Consider the following 25,728-nt stretch of genomic DNA (forward strand, 5'->3'; position numbering starts at 1 on the left):
AAATCATGAATATCAAGACAACCGTAAATCAACTTAACAGTGGTGCAACCATCCATATTTATGACAGCACACTGGATTATAACGTCACGACCAACCCGGGCGGGTGGTGCCTGGATGCACTGGGTCCCAACCCGCAACGAACGGATATCGATGAACTGATCATTACCGTCGCCAAAGGAGACCTCACTGTAACATTAAATTATACCGGGGCGGACATTACCAGTTATCTTGATCCTACCCATGGACTACTGTTGTCTGCAGCGACGATGTTCGGTACGGCATATGATGTCTTTGAAGATGGTATCTATGCCATCACGATAACGATGAATGGAAGTTGGACAAACCCGGATACAGGATTGGTAGAAGACGTTGCCGAGTCCGACGAGATCTATGAAGCATTGTTATGGGCCATGAATGACGATATCCGACATCTGGTCATTACCATTGAAGTGCCGATTAAGAATTACCTGGAAGCATACAATACTTCACTTCTGAATACTTTGTTTGACGCAATTATTTATAATTGTGAATATGGCAATATAGAGAAAGCACAGGATATCATTGATTATCTTACCGATGTGCTGGCAAACAATACGACATTAACCGAACTTTTTAAAAACTTTGAAAATTATGGATAAGTACGGCAGTAACAATTACAGGATCAATCAGGGACTGGCTGGTCCAACCGGTAAGACCGGCGCCACCGGTGCGACGGGACAGACCGCCGGAACAGGTCCGACGGGTGCAACGGGCAAGACGGGTGTGACAGGTGCGACAGGACCAACAGGTACACAAGGCAGTATCGGTATTACAGGGGTTACCGGAGCTACCGCTCTGGACATTACTTATGCCACTATAGACCGCAGTACCATATTGATTCCCGTTACCGTTGCAGGAGTGGTAAAGACTTATACGGGTATCTTTGCCGTACTTAAAGTATTTACCGGAGGGGTGGAACAGGATATCAGTGGAGATACTGTAACGGTAGCCACGACAGACTGTACGGTAACGCAAGGAGCCGAGACGACCGGAACGGGTATGGGACGTAAACTTAACGTTACCAACCTCGCCGCCGATACGGGAGCGTTTGTAGTGACCCATACGGTTAATGCCACACTGGTATCACAAAGGGTATATATCGCCAAGATCTATGATGGTTCTACCGGCCAGACGGGTGCGACAGCCAGTACAGGACTTACAGGGCCAACAGGCATTACCGGCATAACAGGTATTACAGGACTGACAGGTATGACAGGACAGACAGGTGTGGCAGGAGCAGCAGGAGCTGCAGGACCGCAAGGGGAAATCGGCGTTACCGGAATTACAGGAATGACCGGGCAGACAGGCATACAAGGTGTCACCGGAGTGACAGGAGCCGGTACGACAGGAGACGCAGGTGCTACAGGACAGACAGGCCGGACAGGAAGTACAGGCAATACCGGAACGGCAGGGATAGGTGCTATGACCAAAGTACGTATTACCGCTTCACAAATGACTTCTAACCTTGCTGCAGGGATAACCCTTATCGCCGCTTCGGTAGGTAAGTACATAACACCATTACTGGCCATCGTTAAAGTGACACAGGGAGGCACGCCTTTTGAGAATGCCGCCAACGATGCCTATATATCGTGGCTCGGCGGTTCCAATATCCTTACTGTTCCCAATGGGCTTATAGAGACTGGGGCGACAAGGGTGGACATTTTGTTCCCGACGGGATCTTTTACCAGTGTCGCTTCCAATACGACACTTATCTTATGGTCAGCCACAGATTGCAGTGCCGGAGTAGGTGGTTATGTCGACGTCACACTTTATTATCTTGAAGGTGAAGAATACTAATGGCAACACTGGACGGTCTTCCATATTTTAAAAAACTCAATCTCAATACAGAGTTTATAAATTCCCTTATTCAGAAAGGAAATATAAACGTCGCCGCCGATTTTCCTTTACTGGTCGACGTGCAGGTACGATACACTTATTTTGTCCTGGCGGCAGTGACCGACAATGTCCCACTGCATACCAATACAGGACTGAGTTTCATCAACGGGGATATTATATCCTGGGACGGGGTGACCTGGACTTTGCTGGGCAATTATATTATTGACATTCCTATGGGCGCAACCGGTGTTCCCGGTGCCGTTTCATTTCAATATTGGTACAATACTGACCTTACTCCGGATACTAATGGTGAGATGTACCTTGACTCGACTTTAATTACTGATATTAGTACAATTGCTTTATATGATATTGACAATAATAGTGTTGATGTTTCCAGTTTTTTTGCTTATATAGAAGGTATAGACAGTAGAGATATTTATCTTCAAATTACAAGTGTTGCCAATAATGGTATATCAGGAGTATATTTTGCTTATAGTATTAGTTATAATTATCCGGTTCATATTCTCATAATGAATGTGATATATTTTGGCGGATCTGGTACTATCAATTTAAATGATCCGATGGTCGTTTCTTTCACTATTGGTGGTCCTATTGGTAAAACTGGTAAAACAGGAAGTACAGGACTTACTGGTACGACGGGACAGACGGGACAGACGGGACAGACGGGATTGACAGGCATACAAGGACCGATAGGCCAGACAGGACCACAGGGAGTGCAGGGCATTCAAGGTGTACAGGGCGAACAAGGCAATACGGGACAGACAGGTGTACAAGGTGTGCAAGGGGAGGCAGGGGTTACTGGTGAGACGGGTGCGACAGGTGGAATAGGAGGGATTGGAACGACGGGTATGACAGGAATGAGTGGGCAGAGTATTACCGGTACGACGGGTGCGACTGGAATGACAGGACAGAGCGGTTATGGTATGACTGGACTGACTGGTGCTACGGGACTGCAAGGAGAACAAGGTCAGACTGGCATGACCGGTCAGACGGGAGTACAGGGAGATCAAGGGATAGTAGGCCCTACCGGACCACAGGGAATACAGGGGGTGCAGGGTATACAAGGTATTCAGGGAAATACAGGACAGACTGGTAAAACGGGTATGACTGGAAAGACTGGGATGACGGGTGTGCAAGGAGAGCAAGGTAATACTGGTGAGACAGGACAGACAGGTATAACCGGTGTTCATTCTGGAAGAAGATGGATATTTGGTACTGATCCTTCTGTAGAAGGTGTGTTTAAACCAGGACAAGAAACATTTTTAATGTTAGATTACTTCTATATAAATTATGTAGATTATGATGGAGTAGATGTAAATGTATGGATATTGTCATGGTTGGCAGGTGATATTATAAAGATAGAACATGAAAGTACTCCTTCCATATTCGGAATTTATACTTTTAATACTATAGAAGATTATGAAACTTATTTTAAAATTAATATAACAGTTATTACTGGTAATGGAAGTTTATTACTTGATGAGAGATATATTTTTACCCAGATAAAAACCGGACTGCAAGGATTAACTGGAATAACTGGAGAAACCGGTAGTCAAGGTAATACAGGTCAGACGGGAAAGACGGGCATGACAGGACAAACCGGTATTCAAGGGATAGTAGGTCCTACCGGTCCGCAAGGAGTTCAAGGTATACAAGGAATTCAGGGAGAACAAGGAAATACCGGTCAGACTGGAATACAAGGCGAGCAAGGTAACACAGGACAGACTGGGATTGGACAAACAGGTGCCACAGGACAGTCAGGAATGTCTATAACAGGTTCTACAGGACAGACAGGTGAAACAGGTTTTGGTAATATCGGCGTTACCGGAATGACAGGAACAGGTTCTACCGGCCCAACAGGACCTGCAGGACAGACAGGTGTCACCGGTGCAGGAGAAACAGGCGCTACAGGTCAGACGGGTACACCGGGAGCCGGTGGACTTACCTGGATTGAAAAAAGCGCCAATTATACTATTGCCGGTTATGAAGGAGTGTTGGCCAACACATTGGGAGGTACATGGGAACTTACCCTGCCTTTAAGTCCGACAATAGGAACTACGGTCGGTATATCCGATGCCAAATCAAATTTTGCCACGGCAAACTTGTCCGTTTTAAGAAATGGGGAACTGATCCATGGTATTGCTGAAGACCTGAGTTGTGATGTAGATGATGTAGCTTTTAACCTGGTCTATACCGGTTCGACTACAGGGTGGAAGATAGAGACATATCTTTCCCAGGGATTTACCGGAGTAGCACAAGGACCGCAAGGCAACACAGGCGCTACCGGTGAGACAGGAGCAGGATATACCGGTGCGACAGGGATGACAGGACTTACCGGCGCTGTTGGAGAAACGGGTGCCGGTGAGACAGGTGCCGTTGGTGGAACGGGTATGACTGGAGCAACAGGGATGACCGGTGTTGGCAGTACCGGCGCCATTGGCGGAACAGGTGCAACAGGACAGTCTGGATTTGGCCAGACAGGTATAACCGGTATGACGGGTGCTACAGGTGCCACAGGCCAAATAGGTATACAAGGCATTGTAGGTCCGACAGGGCCACAAGGCATACAGGGGATTCAAGGTATACAAGGTGAACAGGGGAATACGGGTGAGACAGGTATACAAGGCAATACAGGTATGACCGGTGCAGGCGAAACAGGTGCAGCAGGGGTCACTGGCGAAACAGGGACAACTGGAGAAACAGGTGCGACAGGACAGACAGGTGTTGGCACAACCGGCGAAACAGGTATTGCTGGATCAACGGGACAGACAGGATATGGAAATACAGGTATTACAGGTAATACCGGTACGACAGGTCAGACGGGACAGACAGGAGAACAGGGCAGTCAGGGCATACAAGGGGAAGTAGGTCCTACAGGACCACAAGGTATCCAGGGAGAACAAGGTGTTCAGGGTAGTCAGGGAAATACTGGTAAGACCGGACAGACTGGAATGACCGGAGAGACTGGTGCGGGAGAAACCGGCATGACAGGTATTACAGGTGCAACAGGACAATCAGGTTATGGAATGACAGGGTTCACTGGTGCAACGGGAATGACTGGAGCAACGGGACAATCGGGGTATGGAATGACTGGACTTACTGGCGCAACAGGATTAACGGGTGCGACGGGACAGAGCGGATATGGACAGACAGGATTGACAGGTGAGACAGGTCAGACTGGGTTGACTGGGGCTACAGGAGAGACAGGAGTGCAGGGATTGCAAGGTATAGTAGGTCCAACAGGTCCGCAAGGGATACAAGGTATTCAGGGTATACAGGGAGAGCAAGGCAATACGGGCATGACAGGTAGCCAGGGAAATACCGGTATGACGGGTGCCGGAGCGACAGGTATGACTGGTTATGGCGGAACGGGTGGTACCGGTGCAACGGGAATGAGTGGTTACGGGGCTACAGGTATGACCGGCAAAACAGGTATGACAGGAAAAACTGGTGTGACGGGAATGACAGGATTGACAGGTGCGACAGGACAGACCGGCATACAGGGAACTCCAGGCATACAAGGTGAAACCGGGTTTGGCAATACAGGTATGACAGGACTTACAGGTGCCACAGGACAGTCAGGGGCAAGTATAACAGGAGGGACAGGTATAACCGGTATGACTGGAAATACGGGACCGCAAGGAGAACAAGGCATAACAGGAATGACGGGCATGTCCGGGTACGGTATGACAGGACTGACCGGGGCAACCGGTATGACAGGCATAACAGGAGCGACAGGGATGACAGGTGGAGTAGGTGTACAAGGCAGTCAAGGCAATACAGGCATGACTGGTGCGACGGGAGCGACAGGTGAAACCGGACTGAAAGGAGATCAGGGTGATAATGGACCGCAAGGCAATACCGGCAAGACGGGTAAGACAGGCATGACTGGAATGACTGGAATGACCGGTGCGACGGGTATGACCGGTTATGGCAATACCGGGATGACAGGTATGACCGGACAGGGAGGTACCGGAGTGGCTTATTACGGTGTGATGAGTGCTATTGCCAATTTAACACCTCAATATATACCGGATGCAGGAAGTTGGCATAAAATAGACCAATTTAATACCAATGGTATTTCTGATGGGGTAACCCCGGATCATACAACTGATACGATTACTATTCTAAATTCTGGCATTTATCATGTCTTTATTCAGGGAGAAATTGATATTTATACTGGGATTGATTTATTTTGGATTGCAATATATATAAATGGTGTAGCAAATGAATATTTGACGAGTGAATTCTATAATTCCGGTGTAACAAATTACTCTATATCGACAGGAACTATTATTCAGTTAAATACCAATGATGTTCTTGAAGTTTATTACAAGGTTGCATTATTAGGGGATTATCCGAATGATTATATTTTGTTCAAAAATGTAAATCTATTTGTATTTACCATTGGTGCGGATGGGGTGGCGGGGATAACCGGTATGACAGGAGCAACAGGAGCAACAGGATGGACTGGTGATGAAGGACCGCAAGGTCCCGGAGGGGCTGGTGGAATTGCAGGAGCTATTTCAGGCAGTTGGTATTATTATCCGTCCTTGATAGGGAGTGGTGAATATATGTCCATTACCGGTGGTCCTATGTATGGGGATATTACTGAAATAAGTATTGACACACTGGACTCGCATTGGGTTGATTGGGCGGAATTTTTTAATAAGGTAATAAAGGTAAATGATTTTATACAACTTGTCCCATATGGTGAAGTCAATTATTATGGAGTGTATAAGATTAAGACTGTAACTGACAATACTACTTACTTTACTTTTGGTGTAGAATCTATTGCTTATCGTGCATTAGGTTATCCTTCCAGTGACGGAGATCAATATAACATTCTTTTCAGTGTAAGTGGTGCAATCGGTAGTACTGGCATGACAGGGATGACAGGAAATATTGGCGGAATGGGTGCGACAGGAATGACAGGGACAGATGGTAGGACAGGACAGACAGGAGGAACAGGTAGTACCGGTCTGACAGGTTTAGGAGGATATTCTTTACAGGTCTGTGCAGGAGTGAAGTTTGATCCATTAGATAACACTACTTATTATTTTGGGAGTCAGTTTGGACAAGAGCCACAGATTGTACAATGGTTTTCCTGGATTTATATACCTTGTACTGGGACAGTAACGGCTATTTCTTTCTGTCTTGTTTCCGTAGGACATAGTTCAGCAAATATCCCTATTTATTTTAGTCATTCCGAAGGGGAAACATTGTTAGGAAATGTTAATTTTGGTGCAGATTCACAACTTCTAAATTTTACCGGATTAAGTATTGCAGTAACGGCAGGTGATTATTTTGAAATAAAATTTGTCACGCCAAATTTCTTAACTAATCCGACGAGTTGTTTAATAAGTGGAGTTGTATATATTGAATAGTTATGACATACTTGACAGAATTATTACAGGGTTTTCAAGGGATGACCGGGATGACGGGAGCGACGGGTATGAGTGGATATGGGATGACTGGATTAACAGGCGCTACAGGTATAACTGGCATGACCGGGATGACGGGGGCTACCGGGGCGACTGGTATGACCGGAAATTCCAATTTGGACAACGGTGGAGCAACGGGGCAGATGGCATTTTGGAACGGAACGAAATGGACTAATACGGAAACGAGTGAACTGGTTTGGGATGATACTAATAAAAGGGTTGGAATTGGGACGACGGGGCCACTTTCTAAATTAGACGTCTTAGTTAGTGGTACGGCACTTGCAAACGTAGATGTAGTCGGCACCGCAGGTAACTTTGAAGGTCCTACTCCAACGGGTCAGGGTTCAACCTTGAGTATTACAAGCAATGACGCTGTAGCGGCCGATATTGGTGGTGTCTTAGCGTTTGGTGGTAATTATAATGGCACTGGCTATGCAAACTGGGCATCGATTAAGGGACTAAAAGCAGATGCAACCTCGACCAATTATGGTGGATACATGTCATTCTTTACTCGTTTAACTGGGGCAGGGAGTGTAGAACGAATGAGAATAAATACGAGCGGCAACGTCGGGATTGGAACAAGAGTACCTTTAAGACGATTAGATATAAACGAAGCAACAGGGAACTGCTTAAGACTGATATATAATGATTCTGATGGAAGTGCGGCAAATTATACTGATTTTATACTTAATTCAACTGGTGATCTTCTTATAACGCCATCTGGTGGTGATATAGTTGTAAATGGTTCGTTAAACTATGCTGTCGATACAGAAGCGAGTGATACTTATGTCATCACTCTCACCCCTGCCATTACCGCTTATGTTGCCGGAATGTATATCTGTTTTAAAGCTAATACAGTTAATACAGGTGCTGCAACTATAAATGTTAATGGACTTGGAGCCAAAACTATTGTGAAACAAGTTTCAACTGCACTTGTTGATGGTGATATTCTTGCAGGTATGTTATGTATGATTGTTTATGATGGAACAAATTTTGTTCTTATAAATCCTGTGGTTAATTAATTTTCTTTTCTTTTTTTCTTTTTAATTCAAATATTTTCCATAAATTTGAAGAAAAATTTAAACTCTCTCTCTTATGGAAAAACTATTTGACTTTTCAGTTCAGGGTCTGGCCGAGACATTACTTCCCAGTCGTATTACAGAACCTACCGCATGGGTAGGCCATATTCCTTTCGCTTATTATCTTGTAGAAAAGACACGCCCTGAACTCATCGTAGAACTCGGAGTGCATACCGGTAACAGTTTCCTTGCTTTTTGCGATGCTGTGATGGCATTACAATTGGATTGCAAGTGTTACGGGGTGGATACTTTTAGGGGCGATAAACATGCAGGGTTTTATGATCAAAAGGTTTATGTTGATTTAATGGAACATATTTTTAACAAAGGAATTGATTGTGCAGAGGTCCTTCAGGAAACTTTTGACCAGGCGGTGGATAAATTCGAGGATAATAGTATTGATATTCTGCATATCGATGGATGCCATACTTATGAGGAGACCAGGCATAATTTTGGAACATGGTTTAAAAAAGTTAAGGATAATGGGTTTATCCTTTTTCATGATACTATGATAACCAGGGATGACTTTGGAGTATGGAAATTATGGCAAGAATTGGAAAATCACCCGTTGAAATTATCGACCTTTAATTTTATTCATTCCTGTGGATTGGGTGTATTGCAGATGAATGCAGTTGGAGCTTTGCCAAGATGGGAATTCAATGATCCGGAGGAAACGATGAAATATTTCGAAGATCTGGGCGAAACCATTTATCACGAATACAAGTTCGGCAAACGAGTAGACCGGTCGTCATGGATGGAAAGACAAATCATTTCGAATGCAAAAGAATGGGAGCAAGGGACAGCAGAGCAAATACTTTCCGGAACACCAACTGTAATGAAAAAGGAGAATTATAAGGTTTGTCTGACATTTATCTGCCGGAACAATAAAGATACCATCCAGCGAATGATCCGTAGTTGTGCTTCTATTACCGACTGTGTCGTGGCTTGTGATACCGGCAGTGTAGATAATACCATTATCCTTATCCGGCAAGTCTGTGAAGAACTATCAATAGATTGTGAAATTTTTATTGATCTGTGGGTTAACTTTGGCGTTAACCGTACCATAATGATGCAACATGCCCGTAACCATGCAGAATATATGTTTGTCATGGACACGGATGAAACGTTGGAGATCACCCCGGAATTCAAAAAAGAAGATCTGAAAGACGATGTGATCATGGTTGCTACCAGTGATGGTGTGACCACGTATTATCGTGACAGGTTTTTTAGTAATAATGTAGAATGGACCTGGATTGGTGCAGCACATGAATTTCCTTCCGGTCCCGGAGCCAAAACAAAAGGTCAGGCCACCGGACTTAATCTCCGGCTTTATTCCAAACAGGATAATGGTCATATTCAGCGTAACTATGATCTTCTGTTGAAAGACTATGAAAAGAACCCGCATGATTCTCGCACACTTTTTTATCTTGGTGAAAGCGCTTATGATCTGGGAAAAAACGAAGAGGCGTTAAAGTTCTTTAAAGAAAGATCGGATATTCCTTTTTTCCCGGAAGAGTCTTGGTATGCCATTTATAAAACCGGAAAGACTTATGAAAGGATGAAAGACTTTGAGAAGGCCGAGAATGCCTATTTAAAGGCTTACAGTCGGCGTTCAACCCGGATGGAACCGGTATATGCTCTGGCTTATATGCTGGCCCAGAACAACGATCACGCCAAAGCATGCATATTTTATGATATAGCTATGCGGATACCGTATCCCAATGGTGATGTTTTGTTCGTGGAAGATTATTTGTATCGTTACAACTGTGCCTTTTATTTCTGTATATCTCTTTATTATGCGGGTAGGTTTGTTGAAAGTTTTGAACTGGCAGAGAAGGTTGCCGATGAACTGAAGGATAAGATGCCGGCAGATGTGTACAACAGGCATTTGTTGAATATTATGTACTGTGAACAGCAATTGGTAAAGCAAGGATGGCGGGAAAGATTTATCGTATGCCCTGCGGATTTAAGGTTTGACGGACTGGGGGATAACTTATTGCATTCTCATCTGGCAGGACTGGCGAAAAAAGCAGGGTACAAAAAGGTTTATTTGAGTTCCCTGATGAAGTTCAAGACACCAGGGACCAAAGAAGTTGTGTATCTGAACAATCCTGATGTGGATGGTGAGATTGAACGGTATGGATTGAAGAGTGAAGATGCCTGGGCCAAAAGTATTGTCTGTGGGGAAGTGCCGACACATGATATGGAGTACATGAAATTGATTGCGTTGAGCCATGGATTCTATAAAGAAGGAGAATATTACTATCCCGTTGCAATAGCCAAGGAATATTCCGGTGAAGTTTGGAAAAATTTCGATGGGATAATTTTCGATGGATATGGCAAAACTAATATTGTAAGTGAGGAAAAAGTTAAGAGATACTTCGCTAAATTCGGACTACCGTCTTATCAAATTACACTGGACAATACCGACAGTGATGTAAAACATTCTAATGCCGGTTTAAAACGGATTTGGTTTGATAATGTACCGGAGATTAATGTAAAGAATATTAATGAATATTTTTATTTAATGGCCCGTTCAACTTCTGTTATATGTCTAACATCTGCAACGGCAATCTTGCGTAGTAAGATGGATACTACCGTACTAACCGAAACCAGTTGGTTGAACAATCCGCTTTGCCAATGTCATATGAGACCATACAATAACTATATAAATCTTGATGAGATATGATTGAAACGATAGAATTCAATGGAAAGTTATATCCCAAGTTTCAGGCCAGTGGCAATGCAGCACGATTTGTCATTCCGTTTGCATTGGAAGTTTGTAAAGGTCAGGGATTGGATATTGGTTATGGCAAATTAGAATGGAAATTCCCTGATGCTATTGGTATTGATTTTGGCGGAAAACATCATGCCATGAATCTACCGGAATTTCAGTGGGATTATATATTTTCTTCACATTGTTTGGAACACATTAAAGAACCATACTATAAAGTATTGAATTACTGGGCAAGATATTTAAGGCCGGAAGGAACTTTGTTTTTATATTTGCCTCATCCTGATCAAGAGTATTGGTGGCCTATAAATGATACAAAACATTTACATGTATTATGGCCGGAAGAGATTCTTAAATACTTACATGAAAGCCAATACTGGACGAAAATATTTGTTTCCGAAAGGGATCTTAATCATTCTTTTGTCGCAATGGCTCAAAAACTATAATCATGCATAAACTTTCAATGTTCAATATGTCCTTATTTGTCGAGGATTTTGTCAAAAAAGAATACTCCGGAAAAGCAACTTTTATCCTTGATGTGGGCAGTCAGGATGTTAATGGTACTTACAAAGAATTTTTTATCCGGCAAAACGGATGGTATTATACCGGCATGGACGTTACTGCCGGTGCAAATGTAAATATTATCGTAAGAGATATTTATAACTGGAGAGAAATACAGGACCGTACTTATGATATCGTAATATCTGGACAGACTCTGGAGCATATAGAATATCCCTGGCTTACCATAAAAGAAATGGCAAGAGTGATGAAACCCGGCGGGTTGTTATGCATTATCGTCCCGTCATCCGGATTTGAACATCGTTATCCGGTGGATTGTTACCGTTATTTTCCTGACGGGCTGAGGGCCCTTGCAAAATGGGCGGAACTGGAAGTGTTGTCCAGTTACAACTGCTGGGATGAAGTACCGAATCTGGGCGAGAGGAATGTATGGAAAGACAGTGTATTGATCGCACGTAAACCTTAAAGTTTAAAAGCATGAAAGCGACATTTGAATCAAGATTTAATATTGAAGATAAAGTTTACCATGTCATCAATCCGGAAATTCAGGGGATAATCATTGAGGTCAGGTTTTGTTATGTGTTGAAAGAAATAGAATACCTGGTAAGTACGGCAATAGGGACCCGTTTCTGGATGGATGAGATGGAATTGACATTGGAAAAACCCTTTCAATTATGATCATTAAAGTTTGGTCACCGGAACATCTGCAGAATCACGCATGGTCTTTGCGTCAAACCATTATGCAAATGGGTCATGGTATAATTATGGCTGACAAGGTTGATAAAGGCGATGATTATTTATATATTCTCTATTGTCCGCAAGTATTGAATGGCAGGTTTCCTGATAAATATATCGTCTATCATACCGAACATGCCGAACGGTTTTTGACTGGAAATGATAATAAAAAGATATTCGAAAATGCCGAGGCAATATGGTGTCACACTCCGGAAACTATTGCAGAATTCAATAAGTATTATCCTGATATTAAATGTGAACTGGTTCCACCAGGATGGATTTTTGTTCCAAAACATGACAAAGATAGAATTTATGATGTAACATTTTATGGTAACCTGAACGAAAGAAGGGTAAGAATCCTTGAACTGTTTGAAAACAATGGAATAAAAGTTAATGTTATTACGCAATTATTCGGGAAAGAATTGCTTGAACAACTTTTGCAGTCAAAGATAGTTCTGAACCTGCATTATGCCATCCCTGCCCCTATAGAACTGTTCAGGATACACGAAGGGTTGTCAATGGGCTGTCATGTCATTTCAGAGGTAAGTTCGACTGAAGGCTTTAAAATCGATTATGGGACAATAGTGCAATTTATGGATGATCCGTATAAAATGATTTTATGGACAAAATATTTACTTGACAACAAAATAAAACCTAACTTTGACATTGCAAAACTTGATAACCGGTCTTATATTGAAGAGGCTATAAAAAAATTAAAACTATGAGTATTACACAGCAGCAACTCGACTATTTATGCATTAACCAACAGTCATCTATTGGTAGCCGTACAGTACGGCTGGTGGAACTTGCTCGCACCGGTGACATAAGCGCTCCAGCATTGGCAGCGAATATCATGGCCAGTCATGGACTAATGAAAGCCATCAAAGACTTTGATGTGACAACGGATGAATTAACTGATGCTGAAATGTTCTCGGCACAGGAAAAGTTGTGGCAACTGGAGCGATCTCCGGAATCTTATTATTAACCCTTAAATCTCACAGGTGAAGTTGGGATAACTATAAATATATAAAGTCATGTATACATTAAGAATTATTGAAGAAACTCGGACGGATGAGAGTAAACCTTTCGAGCAGGTAACTGAAAATTTCTCTCTTGGAAATTCCTACACCATTTTACGCAAGGATTCAACAACTGAATTTAACAGACGTTTAGATGAAATGTTTCCTGGCGAAGATCGGGTTAAAATCAGACTTATTTTAATCCCTGAATCTGGCCATGAATTTTTTATTATGGAAGAAACGCCATTGGAAAGGTTTGATTATTTTATTATGACCGATTCTGGGAAAACATTTGAACGACTATAGCCTTGGACGGGCTTTGTAAAATCCATTTAATATTATGAATGTAAGAGCAAAATTTGTTTGTTACGGGATTAAGGACAATCCCTCATCGGAAAGTAAGACAGTAACCTTTGGTGCTGTAACTTCTGGAAGTGAGGAGAATAAATCATTCTCAAAGTACACCCCATCCGGTAGTATTGACATGGTAATCAGTTATGACACACCAGCCAGTAATGCTTTTGAGCAAGGAAAAGAATATTACGTTGATTTCACGCCGGTTGAGTAATCTTACTATTAACCTTTAAATATCTCTTTTATGGACAACAAAGAAATTAATTTGGTAGTCCCTGCATTACTGCCATGTAATGGAAGGATTGTATTGCAAGCAGTAAATAAAAAGGAATATAAACATGGCAATATTATCATTCCGGTAAACCAGGAAATATGGACTAATGAACGCAAACCTGACAAGCAGCGCCAGCAAGAAGACAATCCTTACAAAAACTATGATTTTTATGTTGTAGGATATGCTCCGGAAGTACATGAACAGATGCGATTACCGGCAGATATACTTATTGAAATTGGCGACAAAGTAATCATGTCAGAACGATTTGAACCTATACTATACCAGGAAGGTCCGGAGACGCTTTACTTTCTGATACATTGGCAGGACACATTAGGAGTGATTAAGCAACACAAGGAAGTCAAAAGGCCAGTGTCGAATCTGGTAAATTAAAAAATAAACCCGGTCAATGCCGGGTTTTTTGTTATGATTTCAGTAATTCAGGGTTTTCGTAAATATTGCCGATAATTTCAATATTTAATATTGCCCTCAATGCCAGATGGGTTTCATCTTCGAGCGTATAAAATCTCAAATGTCTGCCACAAAAACATCCTTTATTAAAAATAACTTCCCATTTTGCAGCAGTATTTTGAACAATATCTCCTTCATAAATCTCCGTTCCGTTTTTATCCTTCAGGCCGGTGTATTGCATTAATGGCATATTTTCATCTTTTACCATATTCCAAAATATATTGCTAAATTTCTGACTTTTCGAATCCCAGTATAGCATATCGCTTATTTTCTTATCCCACGCCCGGAATTTAATTTCTCTCTTTTCCATAGTTTTAAGTTTTGAAATAAAAAAGAGTCCCGCCGCTTAAACAGGACTCTTATGAACGCAAAATTAATCAGGTACTCATGGGAAGACACACTGATATGTCTTTATTGATACCTGGCAGATAAAAACATGCCTACCATGGAATTCATCACCCAGTCCTGGTTCTCTACCAGTATTGTGCGGTCGATGAATCCTTTGTACTGAGGATTGTCAGGTTCGTTTTTGACTTCATACCATAAAGTCCTTGTATTGTAGGCCATCAATACGAACTGAACTTGCGGATAGACCGTTTTAATAGCTTCCAGGTAAATTATCCTCTTGGCATTTTTCATAGCATCCCACTCTGCTTTCCTTGCTGGATATGTCAGGTCACGATCACTTAATGGGACAGGGATAGGCAATACGATAGGAATGTTTTCTTTCCATTGGCAGTCCGGCCATAGAAGGTCATTCATTAATGCCAGTGTATCATTGCCTTGATGGATAACTCCGTCTGAAGTCTTTACCGCAAATTTGTAAGCAAGCCTGTACTTTGGTAAGTAGTACTTTGGGTCAATTGTTGTCATGTCTTTAATTTTTTTAGAGATTAATAAATTTAATACCCAAAGTTACACATTAAATAATCATACGCAGCATTTATTTTAAGTTCTTATTGAATTGTTCTTTAAATAATCTATTGAATTCTTCGTCATTTACTCTTTTAGAGTGGTCTTCATCTATCCAATTAAGATGTTTTCCTGTTGTCATTGCCCAATCATTGGAATGAATAACACGAGAATGACCTGCTTTACGGAAAGCAATAAGTGTTTCATAGGAAAACCAAAACGTGTTACCTTCTGAATCTTCAAATGCTAAAGAATGGGCACCATAATTATTACTGGAATACTGCCCATAATTCCAATATTTGGGAAATTGATAATTTGTTACTTCTCTTGTTTGTGTTTCCATAAGGTTTAAGTTTTGATAGTTTCTTTACTTTTTGCACCATGCATTTTAAGGACAATGACCAGCATCCACACAATACTGTCGGGCATTGCATTGGCTACCATGTCGATTTCAGCTCTTTTGTAAGCCGTTGCCTGGACATTCCATGCATCACTGTTTTCGTCGTAGATAAGTATTTTAAACATAGAATTTAAGTTTTAGTATCTGTATCTTTTCCAAACTTCATCATCAAAATCAATGATGTTTTCAATATTTTCGCGATTGTAAACTTTGTCACCATTGGATACAACATAATCATAAGGCATATGATTCCAATGGCAATAAATCGCCCAGTCGCCAACCGTTCCAACTTTAAGCACCCATTTTAATATCCCGCCCTTTTCTGTCATATAAAGTCCTTTTTCATCATTAGAAGTTTCGCCTTTGGCGATAACCTGATGTTGATTTTTGGGATCGTCGAGTATTTCCAGTGTCAGTTTAAATTTTTCCATAAGATTTAAGTTTAAGAAAAAAATAAACGGGACTTTATGGTCCCGTCATTTTTAGTTTTACTTTTTTAGTAATAGCTGGAATGTTATCATTAACCAGTTTTACTATCTGTTCGTGATATTTGGTGGGTTTATTTCCAAGCCCGCGAGCCTGTACGACTTCCATTTTTGACAAAGACAGTTCAACTGTTTCAATACGAGTTTTGTCAATTTTAGCAGATAACAGTAATGAATGTTTTAAATCAAAGTATTTATTGGTAAAGATGCAATGGCCCAGTTCAGTTCCTTCTTCCAGGAATTCTTTTACAGATCGGAGTGGTTCGACATGAATAACGCCATCATTGAACGATAGATCCAGGAATTTCTTCTTTTCCTGGACATATTTTTTATTCATATCTTTCATTTTACCTTTAAGTTCCTTGATTTTTGTGTTCAGAATAATTCGGTTTTTTCTTTTACCAAGTTATTATGAGCCATGTCAAAATTAACCGGGCAGATATATTTTGGATTATGAATGTCCTTGCCAAATTCAACCAACAATTTGAGATAATCCATCCAATCCTTATAGTTATCAACGGTAAAGCCATTACGTATGCAAATTTTGATCTGAGGCCAATAACGGTCGACATCTTCCGGATATTTATATCGATAATAAACCAAATTATATTGATCAGCTTTAAACAAGGTTTCCGTTACGGAATCTTTTAAAAGTTGTGAAAAAAGTATATGAGGCGGCATTTCGTGGAAATTGCCTTTAAACCCATTGCGTTTTATGATCGGTAATATTTTGCCATGATTATAAATATATAAAGGGTTAAGTTCATAACGTAAATTGGCTTTGTAACCATAAGTATTACGGAAAGCCAGGTCGCCAGTATAACACCACCGGTCGTATTCATAACACATTGACTGAACATTTTTAGCCAGTGTGGTTACTTTTCCGTCTTGCCGTATCCAGTGCTGCATCACTTCGACAAGAGAATAACAGGTCGGGTGATTTTTTTGAAAATATTTCGTTACGACTACCATGCGGATAACTTGAAAATCTTTAATGATATTCAGGAAGGCCATGTATATTCTTTCCCGGCTTTCAAGTTTATCCAGATAAGTAATTTCTAATTTGGCATTACATTTTGGACATTGACATTTCACCAGTTGGTCATACATGATACAATCCGGCATCCAATTGTGACCACATTCCAGGCAAAATAAACGATGACGTGACAAAATTGCTAATTTTTTGAATGGTCTGTTATAAGCCCATTGTTTGTGTTTCTCGGTGAATTTCGGCACCTTTTTTAACAGATCTTCAATTTGAAATTGTAGTTTAGTACGTGGTCTCATAGTTAAAAAAGGCTTAATTCGTTATTCTCGGTTTTTTCTACCATTACCTTTGGCGTTACTGCTGTTTTCGGTATATTCTTTTTTAGCATCCTGGCTTTTTCTGATTCGATCAGATCGTTAATGGCTTTGGTTTTGGCTTCTCTTATTTCTTCTTCCGTGAGTTCTACCTTATGATTTACCACAACCTGCATTTGCAATGGTTTTCGCAACTCGCCAAGTTTTGCTTCCAATTTTTCAATTTCTTTTGTTATGAAATTTTTATTGTTTTCCCGTATCAAATTTTGATGTTCCGGTGTATTGATAAATTATAGCAGAGCATTGGCATCATTATAGATCTCACGTATTTCTTTAACAGTAGTATTAACAGGTATTTCAACACTGTTATACCACGAGGTTATTTTCAGGTTTCCAAAGTTAACAGACCAACTTTTATAATCTTCACCAAAATATAAGTTAATGGTACGGCCTTCTTCCCGGAAAGTTATAACATCATTATCCCAATGATTAGGTTTTGTCCCAATTTTAGCGGTATTCTTTAGTTTAAAAGAATTATCTGCGCCAAATTTTGCAAATTTTTGTGCTAATTCATAAAGTTTTGCAAGTTCTATTTCGAATTGTGATTTTTTCATATTGTTTAAGTTTTCCAATTTATCCAGTGTTTTTCTTTTAACGGCGGGATCAGTTCATCAAAGAATAGTCCTATATCATCGAATACCGTATTATATATATGCATGATATTACCTTTGGTGATTTCAATGCCATGATTTTCAAAAAACTTCTCCGTCCTTGCTTTTATTCGTTCCCGGTCCACGCAAAGATTCATCGTAACAATCAAATCTTGATAGAAAGATTTACGCAGAAATACTGCGGCCTGACGAAAATGCATATTACCGTTAAATCCGGTATGTGCCGACAGGGGACTGGGATGTGCAGACTGTAATATAAGGTGTCGTGGGTTGTCTATCCGGTTGGCATATTTCTTGGCGTAGGCACCCCATAACATGAACACAATATCATTATCGTGCTTGTTAAGCTCTTGCATGATACGGTCGGTAAAATAGTCCCATCCAAGGTCTTTGTGCGATCCTGGCTCACCAGAGCGAACCGTAAGGCATGTATTTAACAGCAGTATTCCTTGACTGGCCCAACTTGACAGATCGTTAGTTTTGAAACAGTCTTCCATCTCCTGATCAGGATACAGTTCTGTCTGAATCTCTTTAAAGATATTCGAAAGGCTTGCCGGGGTCTGTTTGGAATTGGATGAAAAGGCGAGACCGTTTGCATGAACCGGATCAGGAAAAGGATCCTGTCCAAGGATAACTACACGGGTCTTTTCATATGGACAAAGCATAAAAGCGTTGAACATGTCTTTTTTCTCCGGCAGTATGGTAAAGTTTTTCCGTTCTTCGTCCAGTTTCGCCTTCATGGTTATCATTTCATCCGTGGACAAAATTTCATTTAATACATCATTCCAAGTCATCACCACTCCTTTTCTTTTTTGTGAATTTTACCAAAATACTTTTCATATCTATATTCATCGGGAGTCAACACTACCAATCCATGTGTGCTGGAAAGGAAGATTATGGCTTTGTCAATGAATACTTTCATCTGATCTTTGTCGTACATAGAAATGTCGTCATGAGTTATGATGATTTCTATGTGTCCGTCAGGATAATGAACTTCTTTGGGATAAGATGTGAGTTTGGTTAAAAGATAACCAAGAACTTCTTCCTTTGTCCATCCTTCAAAACAGGTAGAGCCCAGACAGGTCGTTTCTATAACACCCCCAAAGAGATACCCAAGTTGCGACACTGTCTTTGGCTTTGTTTCTTTTTCAATGATAAGATCAAACCGTGACCCTTCCAATGTCTTAAGTTGGTCTTCCCAAAGTAAGGGATGGTCAAAGACGGGCTTGATGTTCTTGACTATCCCTTTGAATATTATGCCGTTTTTCTTTATCATTAGTTATATCTCATTAAATTGGGCAGCAGTTATTTCTCCGTTATTTAATAAATAAAGGGCATTTTTCCCATAATCAATAGCTCGTCTTTCTACTTCCCGAAAAGCAGAATAGATTAATCCATCTAATTCCTTTAAAAGATCATGAGTTTCTTTGTCAAAAATTCTATCATGTGTGAACTCAAATTTATTCTGTAATCCAGTATGTTTATCAAAAATGGATATTTCCGAAGTTCCCTTTGATTGCCATGTTTTATCAAAGCTATTACCAAGATAACTCATATAACTCCATTTTCCCCAATCATCGGGCTTTGGAATTGATACACTTTTTGCAATTTTCGTTATCTTTTCTCCTATTAATTCAAATATATCTGAGGCGATATTAATTTTATGTACTCTATAATAGGGCCTTTCCCAATTGTCCGGAACTTGTGATTCAATAAGATTTGAGTTTTTGGTTTTAATGAAATTATATAATTCCATAAATTGTTTGCCTCTTTCAATAAGTTCTAAACAATCTGGACAGATAACATTGGCTTTTCTTTCTTTTTTTAATCCACAAGCTGGACATGGTTGTGTTGTGTAACCTGTTTTCATATGTTTAAGTTTTGGAATAAAAAGTCCGGTATCGCTACCGGACTTAATCATTTTACAGAACATATCTCAATAATCGGGCGGTTCTTCCCGTTTGGCACTCGGCATATCCGCTTGTGGCTCTTCCCCCGTACTTCCAGTATCATCCTGTTCTTCTACGGGTGTCGGTTTGAACTTCTTCTTCGGCGCCGGCGCTGCCGCTTGTGTCAGATCAGTGCGGATCTCTACAAAGTCATGCGATGGCTTTCCATCAGCATTGGTTGCAGGGTCTCCCAAAATGCTTGGTTTGCCTTTGGTCGTCGCATCCGGCAGATATGGGTGAAACTTATTGATGATCTGGCAAAGAGACTTTACATATTCTCCTTCCGGAGTATAATACTGTACTTCTTTGACAGGTACCCATACTTTCTTGGTGAGAAACTCTGCAGACTGTACTACTACTCCGGGTTTAAATCCCATGGCAGTCTTCAGATTGGCCAGTTGGAATTCACTTTTGCAACGGTAGGCGTCGTCTTGCCGGCGCGGGTCTCCCATCGGCAATTCCGAATAGTAAAATCCTGTGCTCAGCATTCCGCCGGTTTTCTCGTCCTTAAAAGTTATCAACAATCCCGGATTGCCGTTCTTGTCTTTTTTCAAAACACCATTGGTGTCTTTCCATGGGGCGATCCTTATGGGTTGCAAAAGATAGATCCCTGCTTGGGAAATATACTGTTCTGTGTTATCAGTTGCCGGGATTGCCGGCATGTCTTCATTTGTGCTCATTTAATTAAGTTTTAAATGTTATTATTTTGTTTTAACGGCCAGTTTTCCGGCAGTTTAGGTTGTTCCTTATCATAATAATATGCATAGTAACAATCCATAACAAACCGGTAATTATTGGGAATAAAATTGCCCGGAAACATTCCAGCCGGTGATTTACAAGTGTTGAAACCGGAATTAACTGTTGAAAAGTAAAATATGGGCTTTCCATCCAACACTGTTGATTCGCTGAATAGTACAACGGTAAATAATCCTTCCGGGACCAGCATTTGTTTGGTCAGTTTCCCTGCAGGTACTTTGAAACCGGTACGGCGCACTCCTGAAAAATCCGTTTCTTCGTCAACATGTGCCGTCATGATAACAAATAGGTCATTGCGAAGTTTAGGGATCATTTTGACCAGGTCATAGAATTCCTGTGCGAACACGTTGAACTTTTTGTAATTGTCCACGTTGATGTCACGCATAACGCTTTCCACCATCGCATAGGTAAACGTGTCGATCAGTACGACCTTTATTTCCGGGCGTTGCTCGTCGATGTACTCCAGTGTTTCGAATACTCCCGGGTCAGTTGCTCTTTTGCCAGGATTGGGCTGCATGACTTTATTGATAGGAAGGAAGTTCGACTTTTTCATGTCGATATTGCCATCTTTATCAATAATAGTTTTGTACTTAACCTTTGCTCCCGCAAAGGGCAAGATTTTGTTTTCCGGACATATAATAACCGTTTTTTCCGGATTTAACGTGTTGGCTGCCGTGCTTTTTCCACTGCCACTCTGTCCATTTACTAAGATGAATTCTGCCATTGTTTTATTTGAATTTTAGATTTAAGAAAATTATAATCAAGATTTAAGTTCTGGGTAATCCAAGTTTGCGTTGCCGGGCACGTCGACGGCGATTGCATAACATCTGTTTGGTCCTTGCATTGTATTCTTCTATTTCCTTTCTTCTTTTTTCCCTTTCTTTTAATATTTTTTTGTGAAAATAAAATGTTCCGAAATACCTGATCTTTATAGAGTTTCTTTTTGATAAAGAATTTTTAACGTATAAAAAGAATTCATAAAAAACTTTCTTTACGTCTTCTACCGGCATATTCATCTCCTGGGCAACTCTCCTGACCACATCCATGTGATTAGAAAATTTCCCATGTTGTTTCGGGGACGACTCGTTTTTTTGCGATCTCAAAGGGGTCTGTTCCATTTTCAAGTAAATATCTGTGGCATCTGCCTTTAAATTGTAACATAACGGGGTGTTCCCGGGTCGGTACACCTACAAGACGATGGTTCTTGGTTTTCAACACGTAAATCTGTGTCATAGGTGACGTGCCCGAAGATAGTAGTTTTTTATCATAATGTATCGATAGGATCTCGTACATTTTTTTGCTCCATATGCCTCCTCCCGTGATTTCATATTCGGTAGGTGGCCTTGGTTCCTTGCGTTCGACATTCATAGGCGTTTGCGGATGGGTGCCGTAAATTTGTATCAACTGGTTGTTAATGGAAAACCTTACCTCGGCTGACAGTTCCTTGGTAAGATAATTGTCCATGGTGTCGCCCCGGAGTTCCATTTGGAGAGAATTCCACGGGTCGGTAAAGAAACCGTGTATACCCCGGCGTATGATCATTTGTTTTTTGATCTTACGCAGTTGTTCCGGCGTATACCCGTCTTCATTATTGACAAATTCAATATGGTTACGAATAAAGTCCTTGGCTTCTTCTATATCTTTTAATGTAGCATGATGTGCTATTTTAGGATCTATGGTATTGCCCATGTATATCTCCATGGCTGTAACGGCCAGTTCGGAAACAGGATAGTTCTCCGGAGAATATATGCCCCATTTCCATCCGTACAATATGGAACTTAACAAGATAAGGTTCATTCCAAAATGAGTCTTGCCCATATTGTTATATCCGTTCAGAACTATAGTATGTCCCATCTTCCAGGTAAAGTGAGGATTCAGTGATGAAATGCCGGTGGATTTGCCATATTCCAGTCCGTGTTGGGCCTGATATTGTATCTCTTCCCATACATCATCAATGGTAACCACGTCGTCAATAGGAAATCCTTCTGCATTTTTCAGTGTGTTTTTCAGCACTTCTTTTCCAAGATAACGCAGTATATCGTTGGCATCCTTGCATTTTACCGTTTCGCTGTTTTCATTCTGATAAGTGTACTTTGAAAAATCAATGTATTTGCATCGGTCCCCGCCGAAACGTCTGGCTATCTCAAAGCGTAATTTGATCCCTGCTGGGTCCGCATCGGTAGCGATATAAATACATGTCTTGCTGGCAAAGTCTTCGTAGCAGTTGTCAAAATAAGCCAAGGACAGGGCATTTTCCGGGATTAACTTACCGGTCTTTTCATAGGTCTCTTTTTCCTCTTTAGAAATAGTAGCGCCATTGGGAACGGAAACCACAAAGTGTAGTCCTGCTTCATGATAACTCAGCCGGTCAGGTTCTCCTTCGACGATAATGCATTCTTTGGAATGTTTTATCCAGTCCAGTCCCCATGGTATCAATTTACTCCCGGACTGTATGGCGAAGTTTTTCTTTCCGTCACGGTATTTCACCATCATCTGCCATCCGTTCTGGGTGTATGGGAATACCGTACAGAGCACCTTACGTACTTCACCGGTAGACTTATCTTTTACTGGGTGGATGGCTGACTGGACCATGCATGCCGAAAGAGTGGTTTGTGATATGCCACGACCGGTCCAGTACTTCAGTTGACGTCCCTGAAGTTCGGAAAGGGGTGAAGGTTTAATCTTGATTTTATCCTTGGCCCATTCTATTGGTGTAAGCCCGCCGGTCCATCCGCAATGCTGGCAGAACCAGGCGCCTTTGGATGGATTGACACGAAGTTTCTTCTCTCCATGTTTTTTACGAAGGTAGTCGCATTGAGGGCATATCGCATCAATCTCCCCTTTGGCACTTGTCCGGGCATCTGGCGGAAGACTTATACCAAAGTCTTTATAATCATTGGCATATTTCTCCATTAGATTAATGCTTTTACGATGTGTAAAGCTGATTCTCCATACTTTTCTTGAATATACATATTTGTAGAAATATTCTTTTTTCCTTTATACATACATTTTTCAGGAAGGAATTCTTTATCTTTATTTGCCAACCATTCTTCAAAAGCAAAAATATCAAGGTGAAACTTTTGTGTTGCCATGGTTAATAGAACGTCACAAAATTTTTCTGCAGGTATTCCAAAGGTCGATTTAAAAGAAGGACCTAATTTAGTGTCTTCAATATACATTGCCATATTAATATTTTTTTTAGAAAGGTTTTGTTTTGACGATTAAGTCGAGAACGGCTTGGGCGGTTCGTTTGATTGGATGATTTAACCATAAATCATAAGGATGGTCGTCCGTCCGACATCCTAAACCATAATTAAGATTAACAGGCGTTAATGGACATCCTTTGCAGCCAGTTTCTACTTTTACAAAAAGTTCACAATAAGGACAATTATTTCTGAACTGTTTGATTTCAGGGATTGCTATGTCAGCTTGACGATCATCCCCATTAAAGTCGACTACTAATTTCCATTTCTTCACGGCCAATTTATAGACTTCTTGCAGTGTTATTTCTTTTTTCATTATTGATACATTTTGTCTTTTTGTTCTTGCGTTAATCTTACCGGAGTGATCGTATTCTCCTTTTCTTTGATCTTTTCCTTTATCACGGATGGGACAGATTCTATGTAACCTTTCCAGTCTTCTGCATAACGCTCGGCCTTCGGGCTTAAGAATTCCACAGCTTGCATGGTGCCACGAAATGCATTATCAGGCAGTGATAGAAATTTGAAATAAGCCAGTTTTTGTTCCAGTAGGTATTCATGGCCTACTTTGGCAACGGTAATATCATAAGTTTCCCGGGCCAGAGGTTTGCTTCCCGGCCACGTTTTTCCATATGCCTGTTCATAAAACTTCTCGAAATTCTCGTCATTTTGTGACCGGTGTGCATCCAGCCATACTGCCGTTACGACAATACGTTTGGTGTCCTGATCAGTACGGATAAGTTTTTTCATGGCCAGGTTCCCGGCACATTGGTTGACTGTTTCTTCATCCATACCGATATGGTTATATATCCGGTCATAGGTATAATCCTTATCCTGTTCTTCCAGTTTTTGAATAAGCAGGGCCAGCACATATTCATCATTGGTAATGCCAAGGGCGACACGTACCTTATGTTGAATATAGGAAGTGGAATGAACCGGACAGGACTTATAAAGAGCGTTGTCTATGAACTTCTGGAATTTTTTATTCTTTACCATAGTTTAATATTTTTTATATCCACAATCAAAACATTCAATTCCATTAAATGCATAATATCCACAAACTGGACATTTAGATAATTTAATATTTATCATTGATTTACAAAAATTATTATGATTCATTACAATATTAGTCTTTTTCATAATTTTAAATTTTAACCAAAATAAATTATTTCATTATTATCAACGGCATCAAGACATCCTTGCTGAAATTGTTTTACCACTTCAATGAAATCCTTTTCTTTTTCTTCTGGAACAAAACTATCCAATATTTCTTGAATTCCAAGAGCGATTGTTTTACATTCTTCTGGCGTTAATTCTCCGTCACAATCAGAATGATCAAGTAAAGGAATAATTTTATGATCTATTGTTTGTAGTTCTATTTTAGAACCGCCAAAACCAATACAATCGTCAAGATTGATATTGATTTTTGAAGCAAGCCAAGTACGAAAATCATTAAAATATCCGTAACTTCCATGATAAGCATTATTTGATGTGTCAAGTCCCATAGTTTTAAATTTAAAGAAAAAATAAGCCC

Annotated in this window: 33 protein-coding genes; 13 read left to right on the top strand and 20 right to left on the bottom strand. The window is 40.7% G+C overall.

The genetic code is table 11. From position 1 onward, the window contains the following. The first annotated feature begins 5 nt into the window (after positions 1-5). The 13 genes from WC222_11375 to WC222_11435 all read left to right on the top strand — a co-directional run bounded on the left by WC222_11375 (position 6) and on the right by WC222_11435 (position 14,441). Complete coding sequence (locus tag WC222_11375; GenBank protein MFA6916990.1) at positions 6-638, top strand: hypothetical protein; 633 nt, start codon at positions 6-8, stop codon at positions 636-638. Continuing rightward, a complete protein-coding gene (locus WC222_11380; GenBank protein ID MFA6916991.1) occupies positions 631-1,836 on the top strand; it encodes a collagen-like protein in 1,206 nt (401 codons plus the stop codon). The genes WC222_11375 and WC222_11380 overlap by 8 nt, the downstream gene beginning before the upstream one ends. Further along, a complete protein-coding gene (locus WC222_11385; GenBank protein ID MFA6916992.1) occupies positions 1,836-7,283 on the top strand; it encodes a hypothetical protein in 5,448 nt (1,815 codons plus the stop codon). The genes WC222_11380 and WC222_11385 overlap by 1 nt, the downstream gene beginning before the upstream one ends. 2 nt (positions 7,284-7,285) lie before the next feature. Next, a complete protein-coding gene (locus tag WC222_11390; GenBank protein ID MFA6916993.1) occupies positions 7,286-8,362 on the top strand; it encodes a hypothetical protein in 1,077 nt (358 codons plus the stop codon). A gap of 73 nt (positions 8,363-8,435) precedes the next feature. Beyond that, positions 8,436-11,105 carry a class I SAM-dependent methyltransferase gene (locus tag WC222_11395; protein ID MFA6916994.1) on the top strand — a complete coding sequence of 890 codons (2,670 nt, stop codon included), beginning with the start codon at positions 8,436-8,438 and terminating at the stop codon, positions 11,103-11,105. Then, positions 11,102-11,596, top strand: coding sequence for a methyltransferase domain-containing protein (locus WC222_11400; GenBank protein MFA6916995.1), 495 nt, complete (start codon positions 11,102-11,104; stop codon positions 11,594-11,596). The genes WC222_11395 and WC222_11400 overlap by 4 nt, the downstream gene beginning before the upstream one ends. A 2-nt stretch (positions 11,597-11,598) precedes the next feature. Continuing rightward, on the top strand, positions 11,599-12,135 hold the full coding sequence (locus WC222_11405) for a methyltransferase domain-containing protein (protein ID MFA6916996.1): 537 nt from the start codon (positions 11,599-11,601) through the stop codon (positions 12,133-12,135). An 11-nt stretch (positions 12,136-12,146) separates the two neighbouring features. Then, complete coding sequence (locus tag WC222_11410; protein MFA6916997.1) at positions 12,147-12,347, top strand: hypothetical protein; 201 nt, start codon at positions 12,147-12,149, stop codon at positions 12,345-12,347. Continuing rightward, entirely contained in the window at positions 12,344-13,129 is a 786-nt protein-coding gene (locus tag WC222_11415; GenBank protein ID MFA6916998.1) for a hypothetical protein, read from the top strand. The genes WC222_11410 and WC222_11415 overlap by 4 nt, the downstream gene beginning before the upstream one ends. Beyond that, positions 13,126-13,389: a hypothetical protein gene (locus WC222_11420; protein MFA6916999.1), complete on the top strand. Its 264-nt coding sequence runs from the start codon at positions 13,126-13,128 to the stop codon at positions 13,387-13,389. Before WC222_11415 ends, WC222_11420 begins: the two co-directional genes overlap by 4 nt. 49 nt (positions 13,390-13,438) lie before the next feature. After that, positions 13,439-13,729 carry a hypothetical protein gene (locus WC222_11425; protein ID MFA6917000.1) on the top strand — a complete coding sequence of 97 codons (291 nt, stop codon included), beginning with the start codon at positions 13,439-13,441 and terminating at the stop codon, positions 13,727-13,729. Positions 13,730-13,763: 34 nt separating this feature from the next. Next, positions 13,764-13,991, top strand: coding sequence for a hypothetical protein (locus tag WC222_11430; GenBank protein MFA6917001.1), 228 nt, complete (start codon positions 13,764-13,766; stop codon positions 13,989-13,991). 30 nt (positions 13,992-14,021) lie between these two features. Next, positions 14,022-14,441 (top strand): hypothetical protein, encoded by a 420-nt coding sequence (locus WC222_11435; protein MFA6917002.1) that lies wholly within the window; start codon positions 14,022-14,024, stop codon positions 14,439-14,441. A gap of 31 nt (positions 14,442-14,472) precedes the next feature. On the opposite strand, the gene WC222_11440 is transcribed toward WC222_11435, so the two are convergent. From WC222_11440 to WC222_11535, 20 genes are all read right to left on the bottom strand, one after another. Continuing rightward, complete coding sequence (locus WC222_11440) at positions 14,473-14,829, bottom strand: YopX family protein (protein ID MFA6917003.1); 357 nt, start codon at positions 14,827-14,829, stop codon at positions 14,473-14,475. A gap of 101 nt (positions 14,830-14,930) precedes the next feature. Continuing rightward, positions 14,931-15,392: a hypothetical protein gene (locus WC222_11445; protein MFA6917004.1), complete on the bottom strand. Its 462-nt coding sequence runs from the start codon at positions 15,390-15,392 to the stop codon at positions 14,931-14,933. A gap of 70 nt (positions 15,393-15,462) precedes the next feature. After that, positions 15,463-15,774 carry a hypothetical protein gene (locus tag WC222_11450; protein MFA6917005.1) on the bottom strand — a complete coding sequence of 104 codons (312 nt, stop codon included), beginning with the start codon at positions 15,772-15,774 and terminating at the stop codon, positions 15,463-15,465. A gap of 5 nt (positions 15,775-15,779) precedes the next feature. Continuing rightward, complete coding sequence (locus tag WC222_11455; GenBank protein MFA6917006.1) at positions 15,780-15,956, bottom strand: hypothetical protein; 177 nt, start codon at positions 15,954-15,956, stop codon at positions 15,780-15,782. Positions 15,957-15,968: 12 nt separating this feature from the next. Beyond that, a complete protein-coding gene (locus tag WC222_11460; protein ID MFA6917007.1) occupies positions 15,969-16,262 on the bottom strand; it encodes a hypothetical protein in 294 nt (97 codons plus the stop codon). 34 nt (positions 16,263-16,296) lie between these two features. Then, positions 16,297-16,662 carry a PcfJ domain-containing protein gene (locus WC222_11465; protein MFA6917008.1) on the bottom strand — a complete coding sequence of 122 codons (366 nt, stop codon included), beginning with the start codon at positions 16,660-16,662 and terminating at the stop codon, positions 16,297-16,299. Between the two features lie 29 nt (positions 16,663-16,691). Beyond that, positions 16,692-17,426, bottom strand: a complete 735-nt coding sequence (locus WC222_11470; protein MFA6917009.1) for a PcfJ domain-containing protein — start codon at positions 17,424-17,426, stop codon at positions 16,692-16,694. A 179-nt stretch (positions 17,427-17,605) separates the two neighbouring features. After that, positions 17,606-17,833: a Cas9 inhibitor AcrIIA9 family protein gene (locus WC222_11475; protein MFA6917010.1), complete on the bottom strand. Its 228-nt coding sequence runs from the start codon at positions 17,831-17,833 to the stop codon at positions 17,606-17,608. A 75-nt stretch (positions 17,834-17,908) separates the two neighbouring features. Next, a complete protein-coding gene (locus WC222_11480; protein ID MFA6917011.1) occupies positions 17,909-18,232 on the bottom strand; it encodes a hypothetical protein in 324 nt (107 codons plus the stop codon). Between the two features lie 5 nt (positions 18,233-18,237). Further along, positions 18,238-19,083, bottom strand: a complete 846-nt coding sequence (locus WC222_11485) for a uracil-DNA glycosylase (protein MFA6917012.1) — start codon at positions 19,081-19,083, stop codon at positions 18,238-18,240. Further along, positions 19,083-19,565 (bottom strand): hypothetical protein, encoded by a 483-nt coding sequence (locus tag WC222_11490; protein ID MFA6917013.1) that lies wholly within the window; start codon positions 19,563-19,565, stop codon positions 19,083-19,085. The genes WC222_11485 and WC222_11490 overlap by 1 nt, the downstream gene beginning before the upstream one ends. Positions 19,566-19,568: 3 nt before the next feature. After that, positions 19,569-20,159 (bottom strand): hypothetical protein, encoded by a 591-nt coding sequence (locus WC222_11495; protein MFA6917014.1) that lies wholly within the window; start codon positions 20,157-20,159, stop codon positions 19,569-19,571. A 66-nt stretch (positions 20,160-20,225) separates the two neighbouring features. Next, positions 20,226-20,918, bottom strand: coding sequence for a hypothetical protein (locus WC222_11500; GenBank protein MFA6917015.1), 693 nt, complete (start codon positions 20,916-20,918; stop codon positions 20,226-20,228). Positions 20,919-20,929: 11 nt separating this feature from the next. Beyond that, positions 20,930-21,718, bottom strand: coding sequence for an AAA family ATPase (locus tag WC222_11505; GenBank protein MFA6917016.1), 789 nt, complete (start codon positions 21,716-21,718; stop codon positions 20,930-20,932). A gap of 43 nt (positions 21,719-21,761) precedes the next feature. Then, positions 21,762-22,112, bottom strand: a complete 351-nt coding sequence (locus WC222_11510; GenBank protein MFA6917017.1) for an HU family DNA-binding protein — start codon at positions 22,110-22,112, stop codon at positions 21,762-21,764. Continuing rightward, positions 22,045-23,586, bottom strand: a complete 1,542-nt coding sequence (locus tag WC222_11515) for a toprim domain-containing protein (protein MFA6917018.1) — start codon at positions 23,584-23,586, stop codon at positions 22,045-22,047. Before WC222_11515 ends, WC222_11510 begins: the two co-directional genes overlap by 68 nt. A gap of 320 nt (positions 23,587-23,906) precedes the next feature. Further along, complete coding sequence (locus WC222_11520; GenBank protein ID MFA6917019.1) at positions 23,907-24,173, bottom strand: hypothetical protein; 267 nt, start codon at positions 24,171-24,173, stop codon at positions 23,907-23,909. Positions 24,174-24,192: 19 nt separating this feature from the next. Further along, positions 24,193-24,513: a hypothetical protein gene (locus WC222_11525; protein ID MFA6917020.1), complete on the bottom strand. Its 321-nt coding sequence runs from the start codon at positions 24,511-24,513 to the stop codon at positions 24,193-24,195. After that, the gene (locus WC222_11530; GenBank protein MFA6917021.1) at positions 24,513-25,190 is read right to left on the bottom strand and encodes a hypothetical protein; all 678 of its coding nucleotides are present in this window, start codon (positions 25,188-25,190) and stop codon (positions 24,513-24,515) included. Before WC222_11530 ends, WC222_11525 begins: the two co-directional genes overlap by 1 nt. 155 nt (positions 25,191-25,345) lie before the next feature. Next, positions 25,346-25,699, bottom strand: a complete 354-nt coding sequence (locus tag WC222_11535) for a hypothetical protein (GenBank protein ID MFA6917022.1) — start codon at positions 25,697-25,699, stop codon at positions 25,346-25,348. Positions 25,700-25,728: the final 29 nt, after the last annotated feature.

This window comes from Parachlamydiales bacterium (assembly GCA_041671045.1).
Lineage (GTDB): Bacteria > Chlamydiota > Chlamydiia > Chlamydiales > JABDDJ01 > JABDDJ01.